Raw genomic sequence first — 18,770 nt, 5'->3', positions numbered from 1 at the left:
AACACCTTTTCACTTCAAAGCAATAGGCAAATTAAAATAAATTTTGATGGAGGTGATCTTTCCTCCGATACAGGTCTCCTTTTGATAAAAGAATTCGCTGCAAAAATCGGCTTCACAAAGCTGATCAAAAAGAAGTTCAAGACGAATGATAAAGCTGTCCGGTTCCATAAGGACGCTGAAAATCTATTACAGATAATCTATCAGGTTATCTGTAATAGATTTTCAGGATGATTGTGCGGATGAACTGACTTTGGATCCTGTTTTCCAGGCTATTCTTGAGAAAGAAAGTCTGGCATCACAACCGACATTATCAAGATTTTTTAACCGTATGGATGAAGATACCCTGATACAGTTTGATGACATCGATAAAAATCTCAGGAATATCATCTATTCCATAAAATGGCCGGAGCATGTGTTTCTGGATCTGGACAGTACCCTGTTTGGCACTTATGGTTAGCAGGAAGGAGAAGGCTTCAACTTCCATTATCAGGAACATGGATATCATCCATTACTATGCTATGACGGGCTGACCGGGGATCTGATAAAAGCGGAACTTCGTGATGGAACGCTCTACTGCAGCAATGGGGCAGATAAATTTATGAAATCCATCTTTCAGGAATACCTGGAAAGAGGCATTAATACTTATCTTCGCGGCGACAGCGGATTCTTTTCTCCAAAACTTTATGAAACTTGTGAGAGTAATGGCTGCACTTATGCCATCCGTTTAAAACAGAATTCCACACTCGTTGCCCTGGCTTCAGATAAAGAGGAAGATTTGTACAAGGCCACTCAAAAGGACCAGATCAGCTATGCAGTAACGTATGGCGAATTCATGTATCAGGCAGGTTCATGGAAATATCCAAGACGCGTGGTTTTCAAAATTGAAAAACCATACGGTCAGCTGACACACATGTACACTTTTATTGTTACAAACATGGATATGGAACCTTATCAGATCATCCAGTTTTACTGTGGCAGGGGCAAGATGGAAAACTTCATTAAAGAAAGCAAAAGTGGATTTGACTTTGCTGCTGTCAGCAGTCATTCCAAAGTAGTAAATGCCAACCGTATGAGACTTCATATGCTTGCCTACAACCTATTCAATTGGTTCAGGCGGCTGGTACTGCCAGCCAGTATGCGGAAGCAACAGGTGGATACCATTCGCTTAAAGCTGATAAAAATTGCTGCAAGGGCAATCCATTCAGCAAGATCCATCACATTCAAACTGTGTAGCAGCTGTCCTTATAAAAAGGAGTTCTACAGGACATTGAAGAATATCCAGCAGCTGTCCATACAGTTAGAATAGCAACTATTAACGTACCTTGACAGTTCCAAAGTGATTTAAGGATAACTCGGTTGCTTACAAGGGAACTGATTCAAGGCTTTGCAGTATTGAGCATATGGAAATGCTCATGAATAATTCAGGTTAATATAATAACTGACGACAAGAAGCACCGTCGCTCCCGTCCATGCGGCAATCTCCGCATAAAAAATCCCATTCTGTCCGACAAGTTTCGGAAGCAGCAGAGCAACACCAACCCGGACAAAAAATTCCACAACACCACTCAGCATAGGAATCATCGTATTTCCAAGCCCCTGCAGCGCAGAACGGTAAACATACAGGAAATACAAAATGCAGAGGCAGGAAGCCATAATGGACAGATAATGCCATGCAATGGCAAGCACCTGTTCCGTCTGTGCCGGGTCACCGGAAATAAACATAGAGAGCAGTGTTTTTCCAAAAAGAAACATCATGATACTGATAAATGCTGAAGTCAGAAATGCAAGAAAAGCACTGGCATGCACACCTTTTTTGATACGCCCGATCTTACCTGCACCAAGATTCTGCCCAACATAGGAAACCACTGCATATCCATAGGAGATCGCAGCCATCTCCAGAACACCATAAAGCTTATTCGTTGCAGTAAATCCGGCAACAAACAGAAATCCATATCCATTGATCACAAACTGTACAGCAAGACCGCCAACAGAAATGATCACATCCTGAAACAGGATCGGAGCGCCGAGTCCAAGAAGTTTCCGGTTCAGTCCCGGCACATGTTCAAAATCACTTCTGGAAGTATGTACAATATCGATTTTTTTCACCACAACGAAACAGTACAGAGCAGAAAAAGCCTGAGCAGTAACCGTAGCAAGAGCAGCACCGGCTACACCCCAGTGAAGCCCGGCAACAAAAACAAGATCCAGGACCACATTGATAACAGAAGCAATGAGCATAGCGATCAGAGGCGTTCGGCTGTTGCCAAGAGCACGCAGCACGGAGGCAAAAATATTATAGGCGGCAACGATCGGAATTCCGCAGAAAACGATCCTGAGATAGATCAACGACATCCCAATAATATTATCCGGTGTATTCAAAAGCACCAGGATCCATCTGGCAGCAAGCTGACTGACGATCAGAAGCGAAACAGCAGTGACCGCTGTAAGCAGATAACTGTGTGCAACTGCTTTCTTAAGGTCACTCCATTTCCGGGCACCATAATGCTGCGAGATCAGAATAGAAAACCCCTGCGTAACTCCGGTAGAAACGCCGAGTACCATCCACATGATCCATTCCACCGCACCAAGGGCAGCCAGAGCCTGAACCCCGGCAACCTGTCCGACAACGATCGTATCCACCATCGTATACAACTGCTGAAAAATATTCCCCAGCATCAGCGGCACTGCAAAAAGCAGGATCAGCTTCGCCGGGGAACCCTTCGTCATATCACGAACCTGATCTGACATAAAAAATCCTCCAATACATAAAAATAAAATCCACTTGCATCTGTCCTATTTTCACACGAACAGGCAACACTGTCAACTATAAGAACAGATGATTTTTCAGAGCGGCAAATAAGGTATGATCGCTCTGAAATCCTCCGGCAGTGTTCCGGTCAACCTGATCTCATTTCCTTCAAATGGCTGCCGGAAGTATACCTTCCAGGCATGGAGAGCAGTGCGGGCAAAAGATGGCTGTACAGAAAAATTGTCCAGCTTTTGCTCATAGTACAAAGTATCGCCCAGGAGCGGATGTCCGAGAGCTTTCATATGGACACGGATCTGATGCGTGCGGCCTGTATCCAGGCGGAGAGATACCAATGACCAGTTTGCTGCACTGTAAAGCGTACAGTAATGCGTAACTGCGGGCAGCAGAGAAGCATCAGTACTGCAATTATCGTCAGGAGCAGGAACAGCCTGCATCCGCAGTGGGTGGTCAGATACTTTTTTTACAGGAAAAGAAATGGTATGCCAGAGATCAGCAGGATCTTCTGGGAGATATCCAGCTACAACGGCAAGATATTCCTTACGAAAAACATGCTCTTCACGCTGTGCCTGAAGCCGCTGCGCCGCAACCTGATTCTTGGCAAACAGAATAATACCAGAGGTCTCTTTGTCAAGCCGTCCGATCGGGCGGACACGGACGGAGGCCTTTTTGTTTTGAAAATAAGCAGCTATCAGATTGGAAAGTGTGTCCGCATAATGTGCTCCGGACGGATGTGTGAGCATGCCAGCCGGTTTATTTACCGCAAGAATATCCTGATCCTCATACAGAATCTCAAGGGAAGAAAAATCGCCCGAAACAAGCTGTTCAGAAGCAGTTTCCGCAGTTTCCAGACAGACCTGGATTTCGTCACCGGGAAGGACAAATTCTGTGATCCGGCAGCGGATGCCATTTTTCTGAATGCCATCCGGAAGAAATTTGGCGCGGCTGATCTGCTTTTTTGTCAGGTGTCCCTGAGCACGAAGAACCTGACCGACGGTAGAAATGGCTGAATCAGACGGGACTGTAAAGCTGATATATTTTTCCATAAGAAGCGTTCCTTTATTATAAGTGAGATTGGGATTTTTATTCCAATATTCCCATATTGGTCGGGAGTTTGATATTTTTGTATGTGTGGAGCAGTTTTTCCAGTTCATAGATCGCAGGGGTCAGAAACTTGTTTTTGTGATAGACAAGCTTGAATTTGCGGTTCCATTCGCCATTCTGGTTATAAAAAACCCGGATCGTATTGTGCTGGATCTCATGTTTCATAAGCCGGAGAGACATGACAGAAAGCACCCGGTCATAAAGCACCGCATTCAGGAGTGTACGGGGACTGTTTGCCTCCCAGACTGTCTGAACAGAAATCTGATGCCTCGCTGCATAGTCTTCAAAAAGTTGCCGGGTTCCGCTTCCCTGCTCGCGCATGGCAAAAGATTCTCCGGCGAGATCCTGTACCTGGATACAGCTTTTCTGATAAAAAGGATGATCTTTACCTGCGGCAAGCACCAGGCAGTCATCTATGATCGGGAGAACGGTAAGGTCAGGAGAAAGAATCTCGCCTTCAACGATTCCGGCATCCAGTTCAGAACGAAGGAGCTTCTGTTCAATGTCCTTGGTATTACTCACATAAGAATGGACCCTGACATCCGGGCAGATTTTCTGTAGTTTCGGGATCAGAAAAGGAGTCAGGCACGTTCCGATCGTGATCGTGGAACCGAGTTTCAATGTGGAGGACTGTCCCTGGTTGAGCATCAGTTCTTCAAGCTGCTGGAACTGGCGGATCAGACTGCGCGCCTGCGGCAGAAGCAGATTTCCGCGTTCTGTGAGGTAAAGCTTTTTGCCGAGGCGTTCAAAAAGAAGCCCGTTGTAATGCTTTTCCAGCTCGCGGATCGCCTGGCTTACGGTAGGCTGCGATAAATACAGATGAGCGGCAGCTGCACTCATAGAGCCCTGGTCAGCTACTGCAACAAAAATGGTCAGATGTCGTATCGTCATTTTACATTCTCCTAGTATAGAAAATACCTATCATTTCTATAAAATAATATCATTTTTCAAATACATACTCAAGTGGTATATTATGAATTATAAATGAAAAAAACATGGAATGAGGTATAGAGATGTCAGCATTAACAGTCAGCAAAGAAGATGAAAAAAGAGTCAAAGGAATGGGATTTCTGAACAACAGAGGAACCGATCTGTTTTCGGCACGGGTCCTTACGATAAATGGAAAAGTAACCGCAGCACAGCACCGCTGTATGGCAGAAGCAGCCGAAAAATTTGGCAATGGAAATCTACTGTATACAACGAGACTTTCCGTAGAGATCCAGGGAATCCCTTATGATAAGATTGAAGAATTCCAGCAGTTCATCGCAAAAGAAGGACTGGTGACAGGAGGAACGGGAGCAAAAGTCCGTCCGGTGGTATCCTGCAAGGGAACAACCTGCCAGTATGGACTTCTGGATTCCTATGCGATCTCCGAGGAAATCTACAAACGTTTTTATGAAGGATACAGCGATGTCGCACTGCCGCATAAATTCAAGATCGCAGTAGGCGGCTGTCCGAACAACTGTGTCAAACCGAATTTGAATGATGTCGGGATTATCGGACAGAGGATCCCGGAAGTCAACACAGATGTCTGCAAAGGCTGCAAAAAATGTGCGATCGAAGCCGCGTGTCCAAACAAAGTTGCAAAGGTCATTGATGGAAAGATCCAGATCGACAAAGAAGCGTGCAGACACTGTGGACGCTGCGTAGGAAAATGCCCGTTCCACACGATCGAGGACGGCACTTATGGATACAAGATCTACATCGGCGGACGCTGGGGCAAAAAGGTATCAAAGGGAAGAGCGCTTGGCAGGATTTTTACGTCCAAAGAAGAGGCACTTGACGTTATCGAGAAAGCAATCCTTTTCTTCAGAGATAACGGAATCAAAGGAGAACGTTTTGCAGAAACAATTGAGCGGATTGGTTTCGAAAATGTGGAGAAAGAGTTGCTTGCCTGACAAATATCTGTTAGGATAGGGGAAGAGGAAATTTCAGCGAAAGCTAATACAAACTGGAGGCAATGATTATGGAAATAAAAGAACAGATTCATGGATTAACAGACGAAATGCTGACAAATCTCGGAAGACTGGTTGCGATCGATTCACAGCTTGGGACTCCGGCAGAGGGAATGCCTTTTGGCGAAGGCCCTGCAAAGGTACTTGAGGAAGCACTCAAGATTGCCGATGAACTCGGATTCAAGACCGTAAACCTGGACAATTACTGCGGCTATGCTGAGATGGGCGAAGGCGAAGAAATCGTCGGTATTGCAGGACATCTTGATATCGTTCCGGTCGGCGGTGACTGGACTTATGATCCGTTCAAACTTACCAGAGAAGGTGACCATGTTTACGGACGTGGAACCACAGATGACAAGGGACCGGTTCTGGAAGCTCTTTACGCAATGAAGCTTCTCCGTGATTCCGGAGTGAAACTCAACAAGAGAGTTCGTCTGATCATGGGCTGCAATGAGGAGACAGGTTCCAAATGCATGGAGCATTACAATGAAGTTGCAGAAGAAGTATCCTGCGGATTCACACCAGACGCAAACTTCCCGTGCATCCACGGTGAGAAGGGCATGGTAATGATGACAGCACATTCTAAGAATACCAGGATCATTTCCATGAACGGAGGTTTTGTTTCCAATGCTGTGTGTGATACCTGCAATACAGTCGTTCCGGCAGAAACAGGACTGAAGGACAAACTGGAAGCAGCTTTTGCAGAAACCAAACTTCAGGAATACAAAGTGACAGAAGCGAACGGCGAGATCAGCATTTATGCAAAGGGAGTTCCTGCGCATGCTAGCACACCGACTCTTGGTGTCAATGCGGCAGGTGTGACATTTGAATGCCTTGCCAAAGCAGGATTCGAAGATGACTTTGTGAAATTCTACAATGAACATATCGGTACAGCCTGTGATGGCTCCGGTCTTGGACTTAAGTTTGCAGATGAATTTGGTGAGCTGACTCTGTGCAATGGAATCGTCAAGACAGAAGATGGAGTGATCTCCAGTACGATTGATATTCGTGTACCGGTTACTCTCAAAGCAGACGAAGTCCGCAAGATGTGTGCTGACAGACTGGAAGATGAGAACGGACGCATCGAGGTTCATATGATCGGTGATGCACTGTTTTTCCCGAGAGAATCCCCTCTTGTAAATGCTCTGTACAAGGCATACGTAGATGTTACAGGCGATACAGAGAACAAACCGATGGTGATCGGCGGTGGAACTTACGCGAAATCACTCAAAAACATCATCGCATTCGGACCGGAAATGCCGGGGATCGACTACCGTATCCACGGCGCAGATGAGTTTATTCTTGTATCTGGAATGGAAGAAGCTGTGCTTATCTATATGGAAGCGATCAAGAATCTTCTTGCAATCTAACCAGATCAACTGCTATTTGGTTATAAGCAAGTAGCAAAGCGGAGTGCGAATATCCGCTTGACTCAAATGGGGACATGGTGGAGTTTGCCATGTCCTTTTTGTTGTACATATCGAGAAGTAAGTTTCCGGGAGTGAGAAAAGTGACAAAAGACGAATGGTACAAACAGCTTTTTGAAAATCTGGGGAAGTCGACATTCCGAAGCAGATTTCATCTGAAACAGGTGGACATTGATTATATCAACAGCAAAGGGCTGGACAAAATAGAAGAACATGCGCGCGATTTTATCGTAAAGCGCGAAGCACCGGCAGTGATCCCAAACGATGGAAAACAGACCCCAATGCGCGGTCATCCTGTATTCATCGCACAGCACGCAACAGCGACATGCTGCCGTGGCTGCATTAAGAAATGGCACAAGATCCAGCCAGGGAAACAATTGAGCCAGGTGCAGCAGGACTACCTCGTGGACGTGATCATGACCTGGATTCGGCAGGAGATGGAACTGTTTCAGGACAGACTGATAAGGTAAGGAGTGCAGACATGCGATCAATGAAACCCGACAGGGATATTTGCGTAAGAAAAATCAAGATACCTTCTGAGGGCAGAAATATTCCGGCACTTGTCCTTTCGCCGAAGAAAAAGACGGATAAAACGCCGGGGATTTTGTGGATTCATGGTGGCGGATATATCGCCGGAATGAAAGAAATGGTTCATATGTCAAGAGCGGTGGATCTTGTCAAAAAATACGGAGCAGTGGTCTTTTCCCCTGGCTACAGAATGGCTTTCGAGACTCCGTATCCGGCGGCACTGGATGACTGCTATGATGCACTTTTGTATTTGAAAAATCATGCAGATGAGCTGGGAATCAGAACGGATCAGATCATGGTCGGTGGAGAAAGTGCCGGCGGCGGGCTGTGTGTCGCTGTATGCATGAAAGCGAGAGATACAGGGGATGTGAAGATTGCTTTTCAGATGCCATTGTATCCAATGCTGGATGACCGGGATACGGAAACATCCCGGGACAATCACGGCAAAGTTTGGAATACACGGAAAAATCATTTCGCCTGGAAAATGTATCTGCGAAATACTGACAAAACCAAGGTACCGATCTATGCTGCTCCGGCAAGGTGCACAGACTTTTCTGGTCTGCCGCCGGCCTACACGTTTGTAGGAGATGGAGAGCCGTTTTTTGCAGAAGCCGTGCGATACATACATAAACTGAAGAAAAACAACATCCACGCAGAACTGGACATTTACCACAGCAACATCCACGCCTTCGACATGATGTACCCGGAACTGGAAATCAGCCACCAGGCAGCAGAAAAGTTCAACCGACAGTTTACATATGCGAAGGAGCATTTTTTTGCAGAGCAATAGAAAATGAAGAGAGGTAGCTTTGAGGTGTATTAAAAGGAATAAGAAAGGTGCTGGAAGAGTGAAACCATGACTGAGACCATGTTCATGTAATGTTCCGGGCACAACCCAGGTCAGAACTAAGTAAGTTTATTAATGCGTATAAAAGTGCCAGTAGCAGACTGTTGAAAAAAGAATATCCACAGATAAAAGAGAAACTGTGGAAAGAAGCATTCTGGAGCCAGAGTTTTTGCCTGCTGACTGCAGGTGAGGCACCAATAGAAGCAATCCGTCAGTATATAGAAAGTCAGGGTGAGAAAGATAAACCGGGCAGTAAAAATAAGGATCTATCCAAATAATGAGCAGATAATTCAGATAGAGAAAACAATCGGCTGCTGCCGTTTTCTTTATAACCAGATGCTTGCAGATAAGATCAGTTATTACCAGAAAGAAAAAAAGATGCTGAAAAATACACCGGCCGGATATAAAAAAGAACATCCATGGCTGAAAGAAGCAGATTCTCTTGCACTGGCAAATGTGCAGAGGAACCTGGAAGGAGCCTTCCGGAAATTTTTTCGGGAACCGAAAGTGGGATTTCCAAATTATAAATTAAAAAAACATTCCCGGAAATCTTATACAACGAATATGGTAAATGGAAATATCTGCCTGCAGGAAAAGTCTCTGAAACTGCCAAAGATGACACCCATAAAAATAAAACTTCATCGTTCGATACCGGAGTGCTGAGAAAAAGCTTGCCCGGGAACAGAGAAAACTTTCCAGATGCGAAAAGGGCAGCAGGAACTATCAGAAACAGAGGAAAAGGGTTGCATTATGTGATGAAAGGATAAAGAACCAGAGGAAAGATTTCCATCATAAGCTCAGTCATGACCTTGCGGAGAAGTATGATGCGGTATGTGTGGAAGATCTGAACCTGAAAGGGATAGCCGGAGGTCTGCACTTTGGAAAAAGGATACAGGATAACGGATATGGGCAGTTCCTTTCGATGCTTGGATATAAGCTGGAAGAACGTGGGAAATATCTTATAAAAGTAGACCGTTATTTTGCATCCAGTAAGATATGCAGCGTATGTGGGAACAGGAAGAAAGAACTGGCTTTGTCAGAACGGACATACATATGTGAATGTGGAAACCGGATGGATCGGGATGTGAATGCAGCTGTCAATATCCTGAAAGAAGGAAAAAAGATATATAAAAAGTGTGCGTAGCGGCACATAGAAAAATCTGTAACCAGATAAAAAAGAACCGCGGGACACGCGGGGATAGCCTGTTTTAGCTTTGCCCTGAAGGGCAATCGAGCAGGAAGCCCCCACTTCAAAATCTGTAAGATTTAAGTGGTGGGAGCATGTCAGTGCGTCCATAAATGCAGATGTGATGTTCGGCCTGCTGAGTGCAGTTTCCATGCCCATCACCGCATACGGACAGCCGGCAAAATTCCGTCCTGTTGTTCTTGCTGATAATTTGGGAAGTCCTGTCTGCCTGAGAATCTGGCTGATTCCGGTTGCAGAATAGCCGTTTTTCCAGAACAGTTCGGCAGCACATTTGATCAGACGCTGCCTGGATTCTTCACCCTTTGTCATTGTGTATTTCCTCCTTCAGTCTGTGAAATAAATGTGTGAGTGCAAACATGAGCGTCTCATAATGCATATAATCCAAAATATTTCTGTCTACAAGAATTTGAAGGTTTGCCGGGAATTCATCGTCTGCTTCCCAGAAACGAATAATAACTGGCAAAAAAGGAAAAAGTTCTAATTCGAAAGCAACATCGCCCTTTTTCAGTTCTTTCCCGGAAAGTGTCAGGCAGGCGTTGTGTAATTCTGGGATTTTTCCATTAAAAGAGTCAGCAGTATTCTGAAAAAATCCATTATTCGAAGAAAGATTTCCTGTTTGGACAGTGGAAAGACTACCAACGTTTACAAACTTATGTGCCAGATGACATTCATCTTTGGAATAACACAAAACATCATAAATGGTCATTGCTTCATTATAATCTGCTTCGCAGACAGTTTTAAAATCATCCTCTGACCATTGAACATTTCCTGATTTCCTGTTGATACGATAGATGCGCTTAACAAAAGAAAGATACAACCAGGACGGATCGTGTTTTAATGAAAATTTGGCTATCATTGTGTCCTGGTCATATTGCAGGAAAACATTCGCCATAGAAAGTTTCGTCTTTTCGTAATTACTAACAGCGTTTATCATATCAGCCTCCAGGTGCATGTGCTTTACAATTTATTTACAGAATAGACTATTCGGTCTATAAAGTCAAATATGGTTAGCTTTTTATAGAAAATCTGTTCACCAGGCTACATTTATTTGTGTTATACTGTTCGTGAAAGGGCATGAGGAATGATAAAAAATCCGAGAGAAAGGTGAAATTCTATGGAAAATTTGATCTGGTACATCATAATGATCCCATGCAGTGCATTACTCACAGGAATTGGAATTTACGCATGGAACAGGAAAAAACCTATGTGGTTCTGGTCTGGAAAGACTGTTAAAGAGACAGAGATTTCAGATATTACTGCTTACAATCATGCCAATGGAATTATGTGGATCGTATACTCTATTATTTATTGGGTGGCGACATTTGCCGGGATTTGGAATTCTACAGCAGCATTGGACCTGATCATAGTGGGCTGTGTAATTGGGATTCCGGTACTGGTAGTCGTATATAATCGAATATATGCAAGATATAAGGCCTGACCAGATTGGTCGATAATAAAAATACAGAGCAGGATTTTTCAGTATGGAAAATCGGGGAAAGGTTAAAAAATGGCAAAATTATATTTCAGATACGGAGCAATGGGCAGTTCGAAGTCTGCCAATATTCTGATGGTTCGTTATAACTACGAAGAACGTGGTCAGTATGCGGTATTATTAAAACCAAGGACTGACAACCGGGATGGGGAAGATGAGATCAAGTCCCGGATAGGGCTGTCTGCACCGGCTGAATATGTAGATGATTTTTTGCAGGAGATCTCGAAATGCTGGAATGTTGAAACTTCAGAATATATCTACCATGAAAAAAGGGTAGCAGCAGTTCTGGTGGACGAAGCACAGTTTCTTTCGCCCGAAGAAGTAGACAGATTATCGGATATCGTGGATTTTTATGATATTTCGGTTCTCTGCTATGGGCTTCGCACCGACTTTTTGAACCATCTCTTTCCGGGCTCCAGGCGGCTTATGGAGATTGCAGACGTGATAGAAGAAGTCCCTACCGTATGCTGGTGTGGAAGAAGAGCACAGTGCAACACCAGATATGCTAATGGCAAAATCGTCCGCGAAGGCGCACAGATCATGCTCGGTTCAAATGAAAGTTATGTGGCACTTTGCAGAAAGCACTACAAAGAAGGAAAATTGTGGAAGTAGAATAGTAACGTTGACAAAACGGTTAGTGCGTGCTAACATAACAAGTGTTATGAATGATGAGCGAAGAAAACAAACCGAACAAAAATTAATCAGATCCGGCAGATGCAATCAGCATTTACCAGCTATTTTTCCAAATTTATGGGTGTCAGCCCCGATGCGGAACTTATCAGGATTCTGGTTTCCATGAGGCTTCAGGGATACATGGAACTGATCAAAGGAGATTATACCGTGGAAGAAAGAATAAGGCTTGCAAGAGAGATCGGCATCCACGCGGATGCAGGGACAATGGCGTTAATTAAATATCTGAACGGACAAAAAGAAGTCTATCGCAAATAATGCGGTAGGCTTTTTCTATTGCAAAACATAATTTTTTTCGGATTTGTTATGTGCTCACACAGATTTGATTTGAAATGTGAGGAGGAAAAAATCATGAACGAAAAAGCAAACTACGGAAACTGGGTACCGGAGAAAGCACTCTATATGTTGTTTGGAGCAGCAGTTCTTTTGGGTGTGCATGAGCACCTGGTCGAGCATCTTGACTGGAACGGAGAAGGCAGACTACTCGACATCGGATGCGGGGCAGCCGCACTTACGGTTCGCTGTGCCAAAGCTTTTCCAAAAGCACAGATCACCGCAATGGACTACTGGGGCGCAGAATGGAATTACGCCAAAGAACAATGTGAAAGAAACGCACAGATAGAAGGTGTTGCAGATCGTATATCTTTCCAGAAAGGGGATGCTGCGAAACTGGATTTTCCAGATGAAACCTTTGACGCGGCAGTAAGCAACTTTGTATTCCATGAAGTACGCACAGCAAAAGACAAACGGGATGTTGTAAGAGAAGCACTACGGGTAGTAAAAAAAGGCGGCGTTTTTTCCTTTCAGGATATGTTTTCCCAGAAAGCACTGTACGGAGATATGGAGCAGTTCGTCCGTGAACTGAAAGCGGAAGGCATCTCAGAAGTACATTACATAGGAAATCTGGAAAAGAAACTCGACTTTATCCCGGGGTTTGTAACAACACCATGGATGATCAGTGGAATGGGGATTATTTATGAAAAAAAGTAAGTGATGGATTCGCAAAAACGCCTGTACAGCTGACTGCCGCAGGCGTTTTTCAATGAGATGATCTACTGTTATTTACGTGCAACAAGGTGTGCGCGGAACCCTTTCTGTTTCTCCATAGTCAGTACAGTGAAGCCGGTTTTTTCTGCCATGGCGATGAATTCTGTGACTTTATGTATCTTCACATCGCCATGACCAGCCAGATTTGCCAGAGGCATTTCCAGATGGTTCATCAGCCAGACGATAAAATCTGAAGAGGTATAGTCACGTAAAACGAGTCGGCCGCCTTTTCGCAGAACACGGTAAGTACTGTTAAAAAATGCCTGAGGATTCGGATAGTGATGGAAGCTGTTGGAACAGATCACCGCATCAAAAGAATCCTCAGCAAAAGGAAGATTTTCGCTGTCGCCTACAATAAATTCCGTGTTGGAAAGCTTCTTTGCCTGAGCGACCTTGATCATTTCAGGAGTGAGGTCGAGACCGATATAATGTTTATCCGGGTATTTTTGATGGAGCAATTCAAGCATCGGTCCGGTTCCACAGCCACAGTCGAGCACATCGTGGAAAGGCTCCTTTTCCAGTTCTGCCAGGATCGGCGGGTAATCATCCTTACACATTTCATAAATACCGGCATGTCCACTGTCGTAAATCTTGGCTGCCTGTGTGAATTCTTTGATAGAAAGCTGTTTATATTTTTCAGGTGTCATAAAAAAGGCCTCCTAAACTTGAAATTTTTTTGATAAACGGTTAGGCTGCACTAACCAGACATTACCATAAATGCACAGAAAAGTCAATTAAACGGGGCGTGTCTGTGTATTTTGGTTTGGGAGTATGCTATAGTTATTAGAGATAGGAATGTATGAAAGAAAGGAAAACTGGAATGACGACAACTACGTTGTGTTACATAGAAAATGATAATAAATATCTGATGCTTCACAGAGTAAAAAAGAAGAATGACATGAACGAAGGTAAATGGATCGGCGTCGGCGGGCATGTGGAAAGTCAGGAAACTCCTGAGGAATGTCTCGTGCGTGAAGTGAAGGAAGAAACAGGTCTTACGCTCACCTCGTATAAATTTCGCGGGCTGGTAACGTTTATAAACAGTGAATCTGAATCCGAGCTTATGTGCGTGTTTACAGCGGACGGATATACAGGTGAACTGATCGAATGCAATGAGGGTGAGCTTTGCTGGATCGACAAAGCCAGGGTATCGGAACTTCCTGCATGGGAAGGGGATAGGGTGTTTCTTGATCTGCTTCTTTCGGGCGAAGAACGCTTTTTTTCCGCGAAACTGCAGTATGAAGGCGACAGACTTGTTGAAACGAAGATCAATTTGTATTGAGGAGGGAACTTACAAGATGGATAAAAATAAACAATGGATCGATCTGATCGTGGAACTACAGAGTCTTGCACAGGTAGGACTTACTTATGGAAAAGATGTTTACGACAAAGAACGTTATGAACGCATTCGAGATATTTCTGCTGAAATGATGGCTGAGCTTTCCGGTCTGCAAGTGGAAAAGGTAAAAGATCTTTTCTGTAATGAGACCGGCTATCAGACACCAAAAATTGATACCCGCGCGGCAATATTTAAAGAGGGAAAAATCCTGCTCGTTCACGAAAACAACGGAACCTGGTCACTGCCGGGCGGATGGTGCGATGTGAATGTATCCGTAACAGAAAACACAATAAAAGAAGTGAAAGAAGAAGCAGGTCTTGATGTTTCTGTCAAAAGTGTGATCGCCATTCAGGACAGGGAAAAGCATAATCTTCCGGTCTATGCATACAGAGTCTGCAAGATATTCATGCTCTGCGCGGCGACTGGTGGAGGTTTTGAAGAGAATATCGAGACTACAGGTTTTGACTATTTTGCAGAGGACGAACTTCCTGAACTTGCAGGCGAAAAGAACAATGAAGAACAGATCAGAATGTGTTTTGATGCATACCGTGCAGGTGATAAATGGAAGACATTTTTTGATTAAATGATAGAGGTTTTTTTTCATAACATCTGGGAGCACGCAGAGTCAGGAAATGCCTCTTATATTTTGCTAGACTGTAATCACCAGGAAGGGAGTGAAAGAATGAACTGGATACAGGGAATACAGAGAGCGATTGATTATGTGGAAGCGAATATAACAGAAGAAATTGACTTCGAAGAAGTGGCAAAACAGGCGTATTCGTCTTCGTTTCATTTTCAGAGAGTCTTCGGTATTTTGTGCGGATTTTCGCTTGGTGATTATATCCGTATGCGCCGCCTTTCTCTGGCAGGTGAAGAACTGTCAAAGGGAAATGCAAAGATCATTGACATAGCAATGAAATATGGATATGATACGCCGGAAAGTTTTTCCCGTGCCTTTACCCGATTCCATGGCATTGCACCAAGTGAAGCAAAACACAGCGGCAAAGTCAGAATCTTTACTCCCCTGTCTGTAAAATTAACCTTAACAGGAGGCAGTAAGATGGATTACAGAATTGAAAAAAGAGATGCATTTCAGGTTGTCTGCAAGAGAAAAAGAGTTGATAAACCACAGTCGGCAAATGCCACGCCTGACATTACCGCAATGTGGCAGGAGTACGGTGCGAACGGAACAATGGGAAGGCTGATCGCCTGCATGCCGGAGGATCCGGTGATGAAAGGTCTGCTTGGAATTTGTTTTTCCTCTGAGCTTAATGCGAAGCAGTTTCCTTATGGGATCGGTGTCGAGTATGATGGAAGAAAAGTTGACGACGACCTGGAGATCGTGACGATCCCGGCGAATACTTATGCGGTCTTTACAAGCAAAGGAAAGATGCCGGATGCTTTTATCGAGACTTATCATAAGATCGTCACAGAATTTTTCCCGCAGAGCGCACAGTATGAATATGCGGAGAATGTGGAGTTTGAGGTTTACTCATCACAGGATGTCTCAGATCCGAATTACCAGTGCGAGATCTGGATCGCGGTGAATGAGAAAACAGAATAATAAGAATTTCAAAAAGTGGAACGACTTCTGATGAGCAGGAGAAATTCCACTTTTTTGCGCTATATTGCTGTAGAAGGAATTGGATTCCTGGGGATAAAATGATATAATAAGAAATCATTTATGAAAGGAAATCGTGAAATGAAAATATACGAAGTCAGAGAAAGAACGCCCCGGCTGGTAGCCGATCTTTTGGATATCTGGGAAGTATTTGTCCGTGCAACACATCATTTTCTTTCGGATGCGGAGATCACTCAGATCAAAGAATATGTTCCACAGGCATTACAGGGTGTTGTACATCTGATCATTGCGGAAGATGAGACAGATGGACCGACAGCATTCATAGGAATCGAAAATAACCGCCTGGAAATGCTCTTTCTTTCTCCGAAAGTACGAGGGAAAGGTCTGGGGAAACAGCTGCTTCAATATGCAGTCCAGGATTATGGAGTCCGTGAATTAACAGTAAATGAGCAAAATCCGCAGGCAGTAGGGTTTTACGAGCATTTGGGCTTCCAAACGTACAAAAGAACAGAATACGATGAAGAAGGAAATCCATATCCACTTCTGTATATGAAACTGGTGTGAAACAGGAGGAACTATTTATGAAAATCTCAGAAATCATGGAAAAAATGATTGCTTTTTCGAAAGGAAATATTCATGATATCAATCATTTTATGTGCGTATGGACGTACGCAAAGACAATCGGAGAACTGGAAAATCTGGATCAGGAAACACAGTATATTCTGGAAGTCGCAGCAATCACACATGACATTGCATGTCCTTTCTGTCGCGAAAAGTATGGCAATACAAACGGCAAATATCAGGAAAAAGAAGGAATGCCGATTGTAAAAGAATTTCTGGCAGATACTGGTATGTCAGAGGCACAGATTGAACGTGTGGCATATCTGGTAGGACATCATCATACACTGAAAGACATTGAGGGGATTGATTATCAGATTCTGATCGAAGCAGATTATATTGTAAATGCATATGAAAGTGAATACAGCAAAGAGAATATCGAAAACTTTATTGAGAAAGTTATGAAAACAGACAGTGGAAAACGTATTACAAGGGAAGTGTTCTGCTTATGAAAACACGCGAAGAGGCACTGAAATTTGGATTATCCTTTAAAAATGTATATGAAGAACGCCCGTTCAAAGATCAAAACTGGCAGCTGGTGAGAGTGAAGGGAAGTAAGAAAGCCTTCCTCTGGATCTATGAAAGAGACGGATATATCAATCTCAATGTAAAGGTAAATCCGGAGTGGCGTGACTTCTGGCGGTCTGCGTATGATGCCGTGATCGCAGGTTATCATCAGAACAAAGAGTACTGGAACACGATCATTCTGGATGGCAGCATACCGGATAAAGACATCAAAAGAATGATCGCCGAAAGCTATGATATCATCACAGACAGCCCGACAAAACGGATCTACGAGGCGGTCAAACGAATTCCAAAGGGACATGTGGCAACGTACGGAAAAGTGGCAGAGATGGCAGGCAATGCGAAGATGTCAAGAGCAGTTGGAAATGCCCTGCACAAAAATCCGGACCCGGAGCATATCCCGTGTTTTCGCGTAGTAAATGCGAAGGGAGAACTGGCAGGAGCCTTTGCATTTGGTGGAGAAAGGACACAGGCGAAGCTTCTTGAAGAAGACGGGGTAGAGGTGATCGATGGCAAAGTCGATCTGAAGAAATATGGGATCTAATAGCAGACCAGGGAGCATGATTCCCTGGTCATTTCTTTTCCAGATGCCTGGAACGGCGATATTCCAGAGGAGATACACCGAATTGTTTTTTGAACACAGAGGCGAATTTACTCTGGTTCAGATAGCCGACCTGCTCTGCGATTTCAGCCACAGATAAACGCGTTGTGGCGAGTAATTCTCCGGCTTTATTCATACGTATTTCACGCAGATAGACAGAGACATTCTGTCCGTAAACACCACGGAAATAGTTTTTCAGACTGGTCTCACTGATAGAAAATTCTTCGGCTAATTCCCACGCAGGATGGTGTGTGGTGATCCCGATCAGCTTTGTTCCGATCTTTCTGCCGATTCTTGGCGCGCTGTGGACACTGATCACAGGAATTCCGTTCATGCTGTTCCTGACAAGGGTAAAGAAGTTTGGCATGGTCACATTAATGGCAATCTTAAGCGGCCTTCTGATGGGGCTTACCGGAATGGGATACTGGGGTGTACCGCTGGGTCTTGTGTTTGGCCTGCTGGGCGACCTGATCCTGTTTTGCGGTATTCTTTCTACAGAAATACATTGTTTTCTAGGAGGCAGATAGTATGATAAAAATTGATCATGTGACGTTTACCTACAGGGAAAATAATGAACATTCTGCGGGAATTCGAGATATTGATCTGACGATAGAAGACGGTCAGGTAGTCGTGCTCTGCGGGGAGAGTGGCTGTGGCAAAACAACGCTTACGCGACTGATCAACGGTCTGATCCCGCAATTATGAGGGAAAAATGAGCGGTGAAACCTGGGTAAATGGAGTGAAAGTTTCCGAGCAGCCGCTGTACGATACGGCGAAGATCGTTGGAAGTGTTTTTCAGAATCCGAGGTCACAGTTTTTTAACATAATATATAACAAGAATTCTCCTACCTCTGCAGGTAGTGAGATGAATTGTAGATCTGAGCATAAATGATCAAAAGAATTTTATAAATAAAAAAGAAAACGCTTGTTCTCATGGATGACTTGTATTATAATAAAAAAGAACATATTGTTCAGAAATGGAAATTGAAATCATTTGTAAACATGTAGAAATACGAGGTGAGGAAAATAAATCGGGCAGTA

25 protein-coding genes and 2 pseudogenes are annotated in these 18,770 nt (G+C 44.0%); 20 read left to right on the top strand and 7 right to left on the bottom strand.

Going from position 1 to position 18,770, the window contains the following annotated elements:
* Positions 1 to 1,306: pseudogene (locus tag DXC01_RS18525) on the top strand (IS1380 family transposase); the annotation flags it as partial.
* A gap of 104 nt (positions 1,307 to 1,410) precedes the next feature.
* Here DXC01_RS18525 and DXC01_RS18520 read toward each other — a convergent pair.
* The 3 genes from DXC01_RS18520 to DXC01_RS18510 form a co-directional block, all read right to left on the bottom strand.
* Positions 1,411 to 2,748, bottom strand: coding sequence for an MATE family efflux transporter (locus DXC01_RS18520; protein WP_118699582.1), 1,338 nt, complete (start codon positions 2,746 to 2,748; stop codon positions 1,411 to 1,413).
* Positions 2,749 to 2,844: 96 nt separating this feature from the next.
* A complete protein-coding gene (locus DXC01_RS18515; protein ID WP_118699581.1) occupies positions 2,845 to 3,813 on the bottom strand; it encodes an RluA family pseudouridine synthase in 969 nt (322 codons plus the stop codon).
* A gap of 37 nt (positions 3,814 to 3,850) precedes the next feature.
* The gene (locus DXC01_RS18510; protein ID WP_022213412.1) at positions 3,851 to 4,762 is read right to left on the bottom strand and encodes a LysR family transcriptional regulator; all 912 of its coding nucleotides are present in this window, start codon (positions 4,760 to 4,762) and stop codon (positions 3,851 to 3,853) included.
* A 122-nt stretch (positions 4,763 to 4,884) separates the two neighbouring features.
* Here DXC01_RS18510 and DXC01_RS18505 point away from each other — a divergent pair, with 122 nt between their 5' ends.
* The 7 genes and pseudogenes from DXC01_RS18505 (at position 4,885) to DXC01_RS21380 (ending at position 9,772) form a co-directional block, all read left to right on the top strand.
* A complete protein-coding gene (locus DXC01_RS18505) occupies positions 4,885 to 5,769 on the top strand; it encodes a 4Fe-4S binding protein (RefSeq protein ID WP_022213413.1) in 885 nt (294 codons plus the stop codon).
* A gap of 68 nt (positions 5,770 to 5,837) precedes the next feature.
* Entirely contained in the window at positions 5,838 to 7,196 is a 1,359-nt protein-coding gene (locus DXC01_RS18500) for a M20 family metallopeptidase (RefSeq protein ID WP_118699580.1), read from the top strand.
* A gap of 140 nt (positions 7,197 to 7,336) precedes the next feature.
* Positions 7,337 to 7,723, top strand: a complete 387-nt coding sequence (locus DXC01_RS18495) for a DUF4186 domain-containing protein (RefSeq protein WP_022213564.1) — start codon at positions 7,337 to 7,339, stop codon at positions 7,721 to 7,723.
* An 11-nt stretch (positions 7,724 to 7,734) separates the two neighbouring features.
* Positions 7,735 to 8,571 carry an alpha/beta hydrolase gene (locus DXC01_RS18490; protein WP_118699579.1) on the top strand — a complete coding sequence of 279 codons (837 nt, stop codon included), beginning with the start codon at positions 7,735 to 7,737 and terminating at the stop codon, positions 8,569 to 8,571.
* A 74-nt stretch (positions 8,572 to 8,645) separates the two neighbouring features.
* Positions 8,646 to 8,906: pseudogene (gene tnpA, locus DXC01_RS18485) on the top strand (IS200/IS605 family transposase); the annotation flags it as partial.
* Positions 8,860 to 9,291 (top strand): helix-turn-helix domain-containing protein, encoded by a 432-nt coding sequence (locus tag DXC01_RS21145; RefSeq protein WP_330427713.1) that lies wholly within the window; start codon positions 8,860 to 8,862, stop codon positions 9,289 to 9,291. The pseudogene tnpA and the gene DXC01_RS21145, both read left to right, overlap by 47 nt.
* Positions 9,269 to 9,772, top strand: a complete 504-nt coding sequence (locus DXC01_RS21380; protein ID WP_334295383.1) for an RNA-guided endonuclease InsQ/TnpB family protein — start codon at positions 9,269 to 9,271, stop codon at positions 9,770 to 9,772. The genes DXC01_RS21145 and DXC01_RS21380 overlap by 23 nt, the downstream gene beginning before the upstream one ends.
* Here DXC01_RS21380 and DXC01_RS18475 read toward each other — a convergent pair.
* Together DXC01_RS18475 and DXC01_RS18470 are read right to left on the bottom strand one after the other, a co-directional pair.
* The gene (locus DXC01_RS18475; protein WP_118699578.1) at positions 9,665 to 10,144 is read right to left on the bottom strand and encodes a TetR/AcrR family transcriptional regulator; all 480 of its coding nucleotides are present in this window, start codon (positions 10,142 to 10,144) and stop codon (positions 9,665 to 9,667) included. The two genes, DXC01_RS21380 and DXC01_RS18475, sit on opposite strands and share 108 nt — an antisense overlap.
* Complete coding sequence (locus DXC01_RS18470) at positions 10,131 to 10,769, bottom strand: DUF3786 domain-containing protein (RefSeq protein WP_158583655.1); 639 nt, start codon at positions 10,767 to 10,769, stop codon at positions 10,131 to 10,133. Before DXC01_RS18470 ends, DXC01_RS18475 begins: the two co-directional genes overlap by 14 nt.
* 180 nt (positions 10,770 to 10,949) lie before the next feature.
* Between DXC01_RS18470 and DXC01_RS18465 the strand changes: the two genes are divergently transcribed.
* The 4 genes from DXC01_RS18465 to DXC01_RS18450 all read left to right on the top strand — a co-directional run bounded on the left by DXC01_RS18465 (position 10,950) and on the right by DXC01_RS18450 (position 13,007).
* Entirely contained in the window at positions 10,950 to 11,273 is a 324-nt protein-coding gene (locus tag DXC01_RS18465) for a hypothetical protein (RefSeq protein WP_118699576.1), read from the top strand.
* Positions 11,274 to 11,342: 69 nt separating this feature from the next.
* The gene (locus tag DXC01_RS18460) at positions 11,343 to 11,939 is read left to right on the top strand and encodes a thymidine kinase (RefSeq protein WP_118699575.1); all 597 of its coding nucleotides are present in this window, start codon (positions 11,343 to 11,345) and stop codon (positions 11,937 to 11,939) included.
* Between the two features lie 102 nt (positions 11,940 to 12,041).
* Positions 12,042 to 12,275 carry a hypothetical protein gene (locus tag DXC01_RS18455; protein ID WP_118699574.1) on the top strand — a complete coding sequence of 78 codons (234 nt, stop codon included), beginning with the start codon at positions 12,042 to 12,044 and terminating at the stop codon, positions 12,273 to 12,275.
* A 93-nt stretch (positions 12,276 to 12,368) separates the two neighbouring features.
* A complete protein-coding gene (locus DXC01_RS18450) occupies positions 12,369 to 13,007 on the top strand; it encodes a class I SAM-dependent methyltransferase (RefSeq protein ID WP_118699573.1) in 639 nt (212 codons plus the stop codon).
* Between the two features lie 68 nt (positions 13,008 to 13,075).
* Here the strand turns inward: DXC01_RS18450 and DXC01_RS18445 are convergent, their stop codons facing one another.
* A complete protein-coding gene (locus DXC01_RS18445; RefSeq protein ID WP_118699572.1) occupies positions 13,076 to 13,711 on the bottom strand; it encodes a class I SAM-dependent methyltransferase in 636 nt (211 codons plus the stop codon).
* A 173-nt stretch (positions 13,712 to 13,884) separates the two neighbouring features.
* Between DXC01_RS18445 and DXC01_RS18440 the strand changes: the two genes are divergently transcribed.
* The 6 genes from DXC01_RS18440 (at position 13,885) to DXC01_RS18415 (ending at position 17,672) form a co-directional block, all read left to right on the top strand.
* On the top strand, positions 13,885 to 14,346 hold the full coding sequence (locus DXC01_RS18440) for an NUDIX hydrolase (protein ID WP_118699585.1): 462 nt from the start codon (positions 13,885 to 13,887) through the stop codon (positions 14,344 to 14,346).
* 16 nt (positions 14,347 to 14,362) lie between these two features.
* Positions 14,363 to 14,986, top strand: coding sequence for an NUDIX hydrolase N-terminal domain-containing protein (locus tag DXC01_RS18435; RefSeq protein ID WP_118699571.1), 624 nt, complete (start codon positions 14,363 to 14,365; stop codon positions 14,984 to 14,986).
* Positions 14,987 to 15,085: 99 nt separating this feature from the next.
* Positions 15,086 to 15,967, top strand: coding sequence for an AraC family transcriptional regulator (locus tag DXC01_RS18430; RefSeq protein ID WP_118699584.1), 882 nt, complete (start codon positions 15,086 to 15,088; stop codon positions 15,965 to 15,967).
* A 138-nt stretch (positions 15,968 to 16,105) separates the two neighbouring features.
* Entirely contained in the window at positions 16,106 to 16,549 is a 444-nt protein-coding gene (locus DXC01_RS18425; protein ID WP_118699583.1) for a GNAT family N-acetyltransferase, read from the top strand.
* 17 nt (positions 16,550 to 16,566) lie between these two features.
* Positions 16,567 to 17,055 (top strand): HD domain-containing protein, encoded by a 489-nt coding sequence (locus DXC01_RS18420; protein WP_118699570.1) that lies wholly within the window; start codon positions 16,567 to 16,569, stop codon positions 17,053 to 17,055.
* Positions 17,052 to 17,672 carry a methylated-DNA--[protein]-cysteine S-methyltransferase gene (locus tag DXC01_RS18415; protein ID WP_118699569.1) on the top strand — a complete coding sequence of 207 codons (621 nt, stop codon included), beginning with the start codon at positions 17,052 to 17,054 and terminating at the stop codon, positions 17,670 to 17,672. The genes DXC01_RS18420 and DXC01_RS18415 overlap by 4 nt, the downstream gene beginning before the upstream one ends.
* 28 nt (positions 17,673 to 17,700) lie before the next feature.
* Here DXC01_RS18415 and DXC01_RS18410 read toward each other — a convergent pair whose 3' ends face one another.
* The gene (locus tag DXC01_RS18410) at positions 17,701 to 18,063 is read right to left on the bottom strand and encodes a helix-turn-helix domain-containing protein (RefSeq protein ID WP_330427711.1); all 363 of its coding nucleotides are present in this window, start codon (positions 18,061 to 18,063) and stop codon (positions 17,701 to 17,703) included.
* Here DXC01_RS18410 and DXC01_RS18405 point away from each other — a divergent pair.
* Together DXC01_RS18405 and DXC01_RS21140 are read left to right on the top strand one after the other, a co-directional pair.
* Entirely contained in the window at positions 17,981 to 18,256 is a 276-nt protein-coding gene (locus DXC01_RS18405; protein ID WP_330427710.1) for an MptD family putative ECF transporter S component, read from the top strand. The genes DXC01_RS18410 and DXC01_RS18405 overlap by 83 nt on opposite strands.
* Position 18,257: 1 nt before the next feature.
* Entirely contained in the window at positions 18,258 to 18,434 is a 177-nt protein-coding gene (locus tag DXC01_RS21140; protein ID WP_330427709.1) for an ATP-binding cassette domain-containing protein, read from the top strand.
* Positions 18,435 to 18,770 lie beyond the last annotated feature (336 nt).

Source organism: Blautia sp. OM07-19 (genome assembly GCF_003481595.1).
GTDB lineage: Bacteria > Bacillota > Clostridia > Lachnospirales > Lachnospiraceae > Blautia_A > Blautia_A intestinihominis.
This window is presented reverse-complemented; position numbering and strand designations above follow the sequence as displayed.

Coding starts and splice junctions, on each gene's coding strand:
- DXC01_RS18520 (WP_118699582.1), bottom strand. CDS start 2,748: ATGTCAGATCAGGTTCGTGATATGACGAAGGGTTCCCCGGCGAAGCTG.
- DXC01_RS18515 (WP_118699581.1), bottom strand. CDS start 3,813: ATGGAAAAATATATCAGCTTTACAGTCCCGTCTGATTCAGCCATTTCT.
- DXC01_RS18510 (WP_022213412.1), bottom strand. CDS start 4,762: ATGACGATACGACATCTGACCATTTTTGTTGCAGTAGCTGACCAGGGC.
- DXC01_RS18505 (WP_022213413.1), top strand. CDS start 4,885: ATGTCAGCATTAACAGTCAGCAAAGAAGATGAAAAAAGAGTCAAAGGA.
- DXC01_RS18500 (WP_118699580.1), top strand. CDS start 5,838: ATGGAAATAAAAGAACAGATTCATGGATTAACAGACGAAATGCTGACA.
- DXC01_RS18490 (WP_118699579.1), top strand. CDS start 7,735: ATGCGATCAATGAAACCCGACAGGGATATTTGCGTAAGAAAAATCAAG.
- DXC01_RS18475 (WP_118699578.1), bottom strand. CDS start 10,144: ATGACAAAGGGTGAAGAATCCAGGCAGCGTCTGATCAAATGTGCTGCC.
- DXC01_RS18470 (WP_158583655.1), bottom strand. CDS start 10,769: ATGATAAACGCTGTTAGTAATTACGAAAAGACGAAACTTTCTATGGCG.
- DXC01_RS18465 (WP_118699576.1), top strand. CDS start 10,950: ATGGAAAATTTGATCTGGTACATCATAATGATCCCATGCAGTGCATTA.
- DXC01_RS18460 (WP_118699575.1), top strand. CDS start 11,343: ATGGCAAAATTATATTTCAGATACGGAGCAATGGGCAGTTCGAAGTCT.
- DXC01_RS18455 (WP_118699574.1), top strand. CDS start 12,042: ATGCAATCAGCATTTACCAGCTATTTTTCCAAATTTATGGGTGTCAGC.
- DXC01_RS18450 (WP_118699573.1), top strand. CDS start 12,369: ATGAACGAAAAAGCAAACTACGGAAACTGGGTACCGGAGAAAGCACTC.
- DXC01_RS18445 (WP_118699572.1), bottom strand. CDS start 13,711: ATGACACCTGAAAAATATAAACAGCTTTCTATCAAAGAATTCACACAG.
- DXC01_RS18440 (WP_118699585.1), top strand. CDS start 13,885: ATGACGACAACTACGTTGTGTTACATAGAAAATGATAATAAATATCTG.
- DXC01_RS18435 (WP_118699571.1), top strand. CDS start 14,363: ATGGATAAAAATAAACAATGGATCGATCTGATCGTGGAACTACAGAGT.
- DXC01_RS18430 (WP_118699584.1), top strand. CDS start 15,086: ATGAACTGGATACAGGGAATACAGAGAGCGATTGATTATGTGGAAGCG.
- DXC01_RS18425 (WP_118699583.1), top strand. CDS start 16,106: ATGAAAATATACGAAGTCAGAGAAAGAACGCCCCGGCTGGTAGCCGAT.
- DXC01_RS18420 (WP_118699570.1), top strand. CDS start 16,567: ATGAAAATCTCAGAAATCATGGAAAAAATGATTGCTTTTTCGAAAGGA.
- DXC01_RS18415 (WP_118699569.1), top strand. CDS start 17,052: ATGAAAACACGCGAAGAGGCACTGAAATTTGGATTATCCTTTAAAAAT.
- DXC01_RS18410 (WP_330427711.1), bottom strand. CDS start 18,063: ATGAACGGAATTCCTGTGATCAGTGTCCACAGCGCGCCAAGAATCGGC.
- DXC01_RS21140 (WP_330427709.1), top strand. CDS start 18,258: ATGATAAAAATTGATCATGTGACGTTTACCTACAGGGAAAATAATGAA.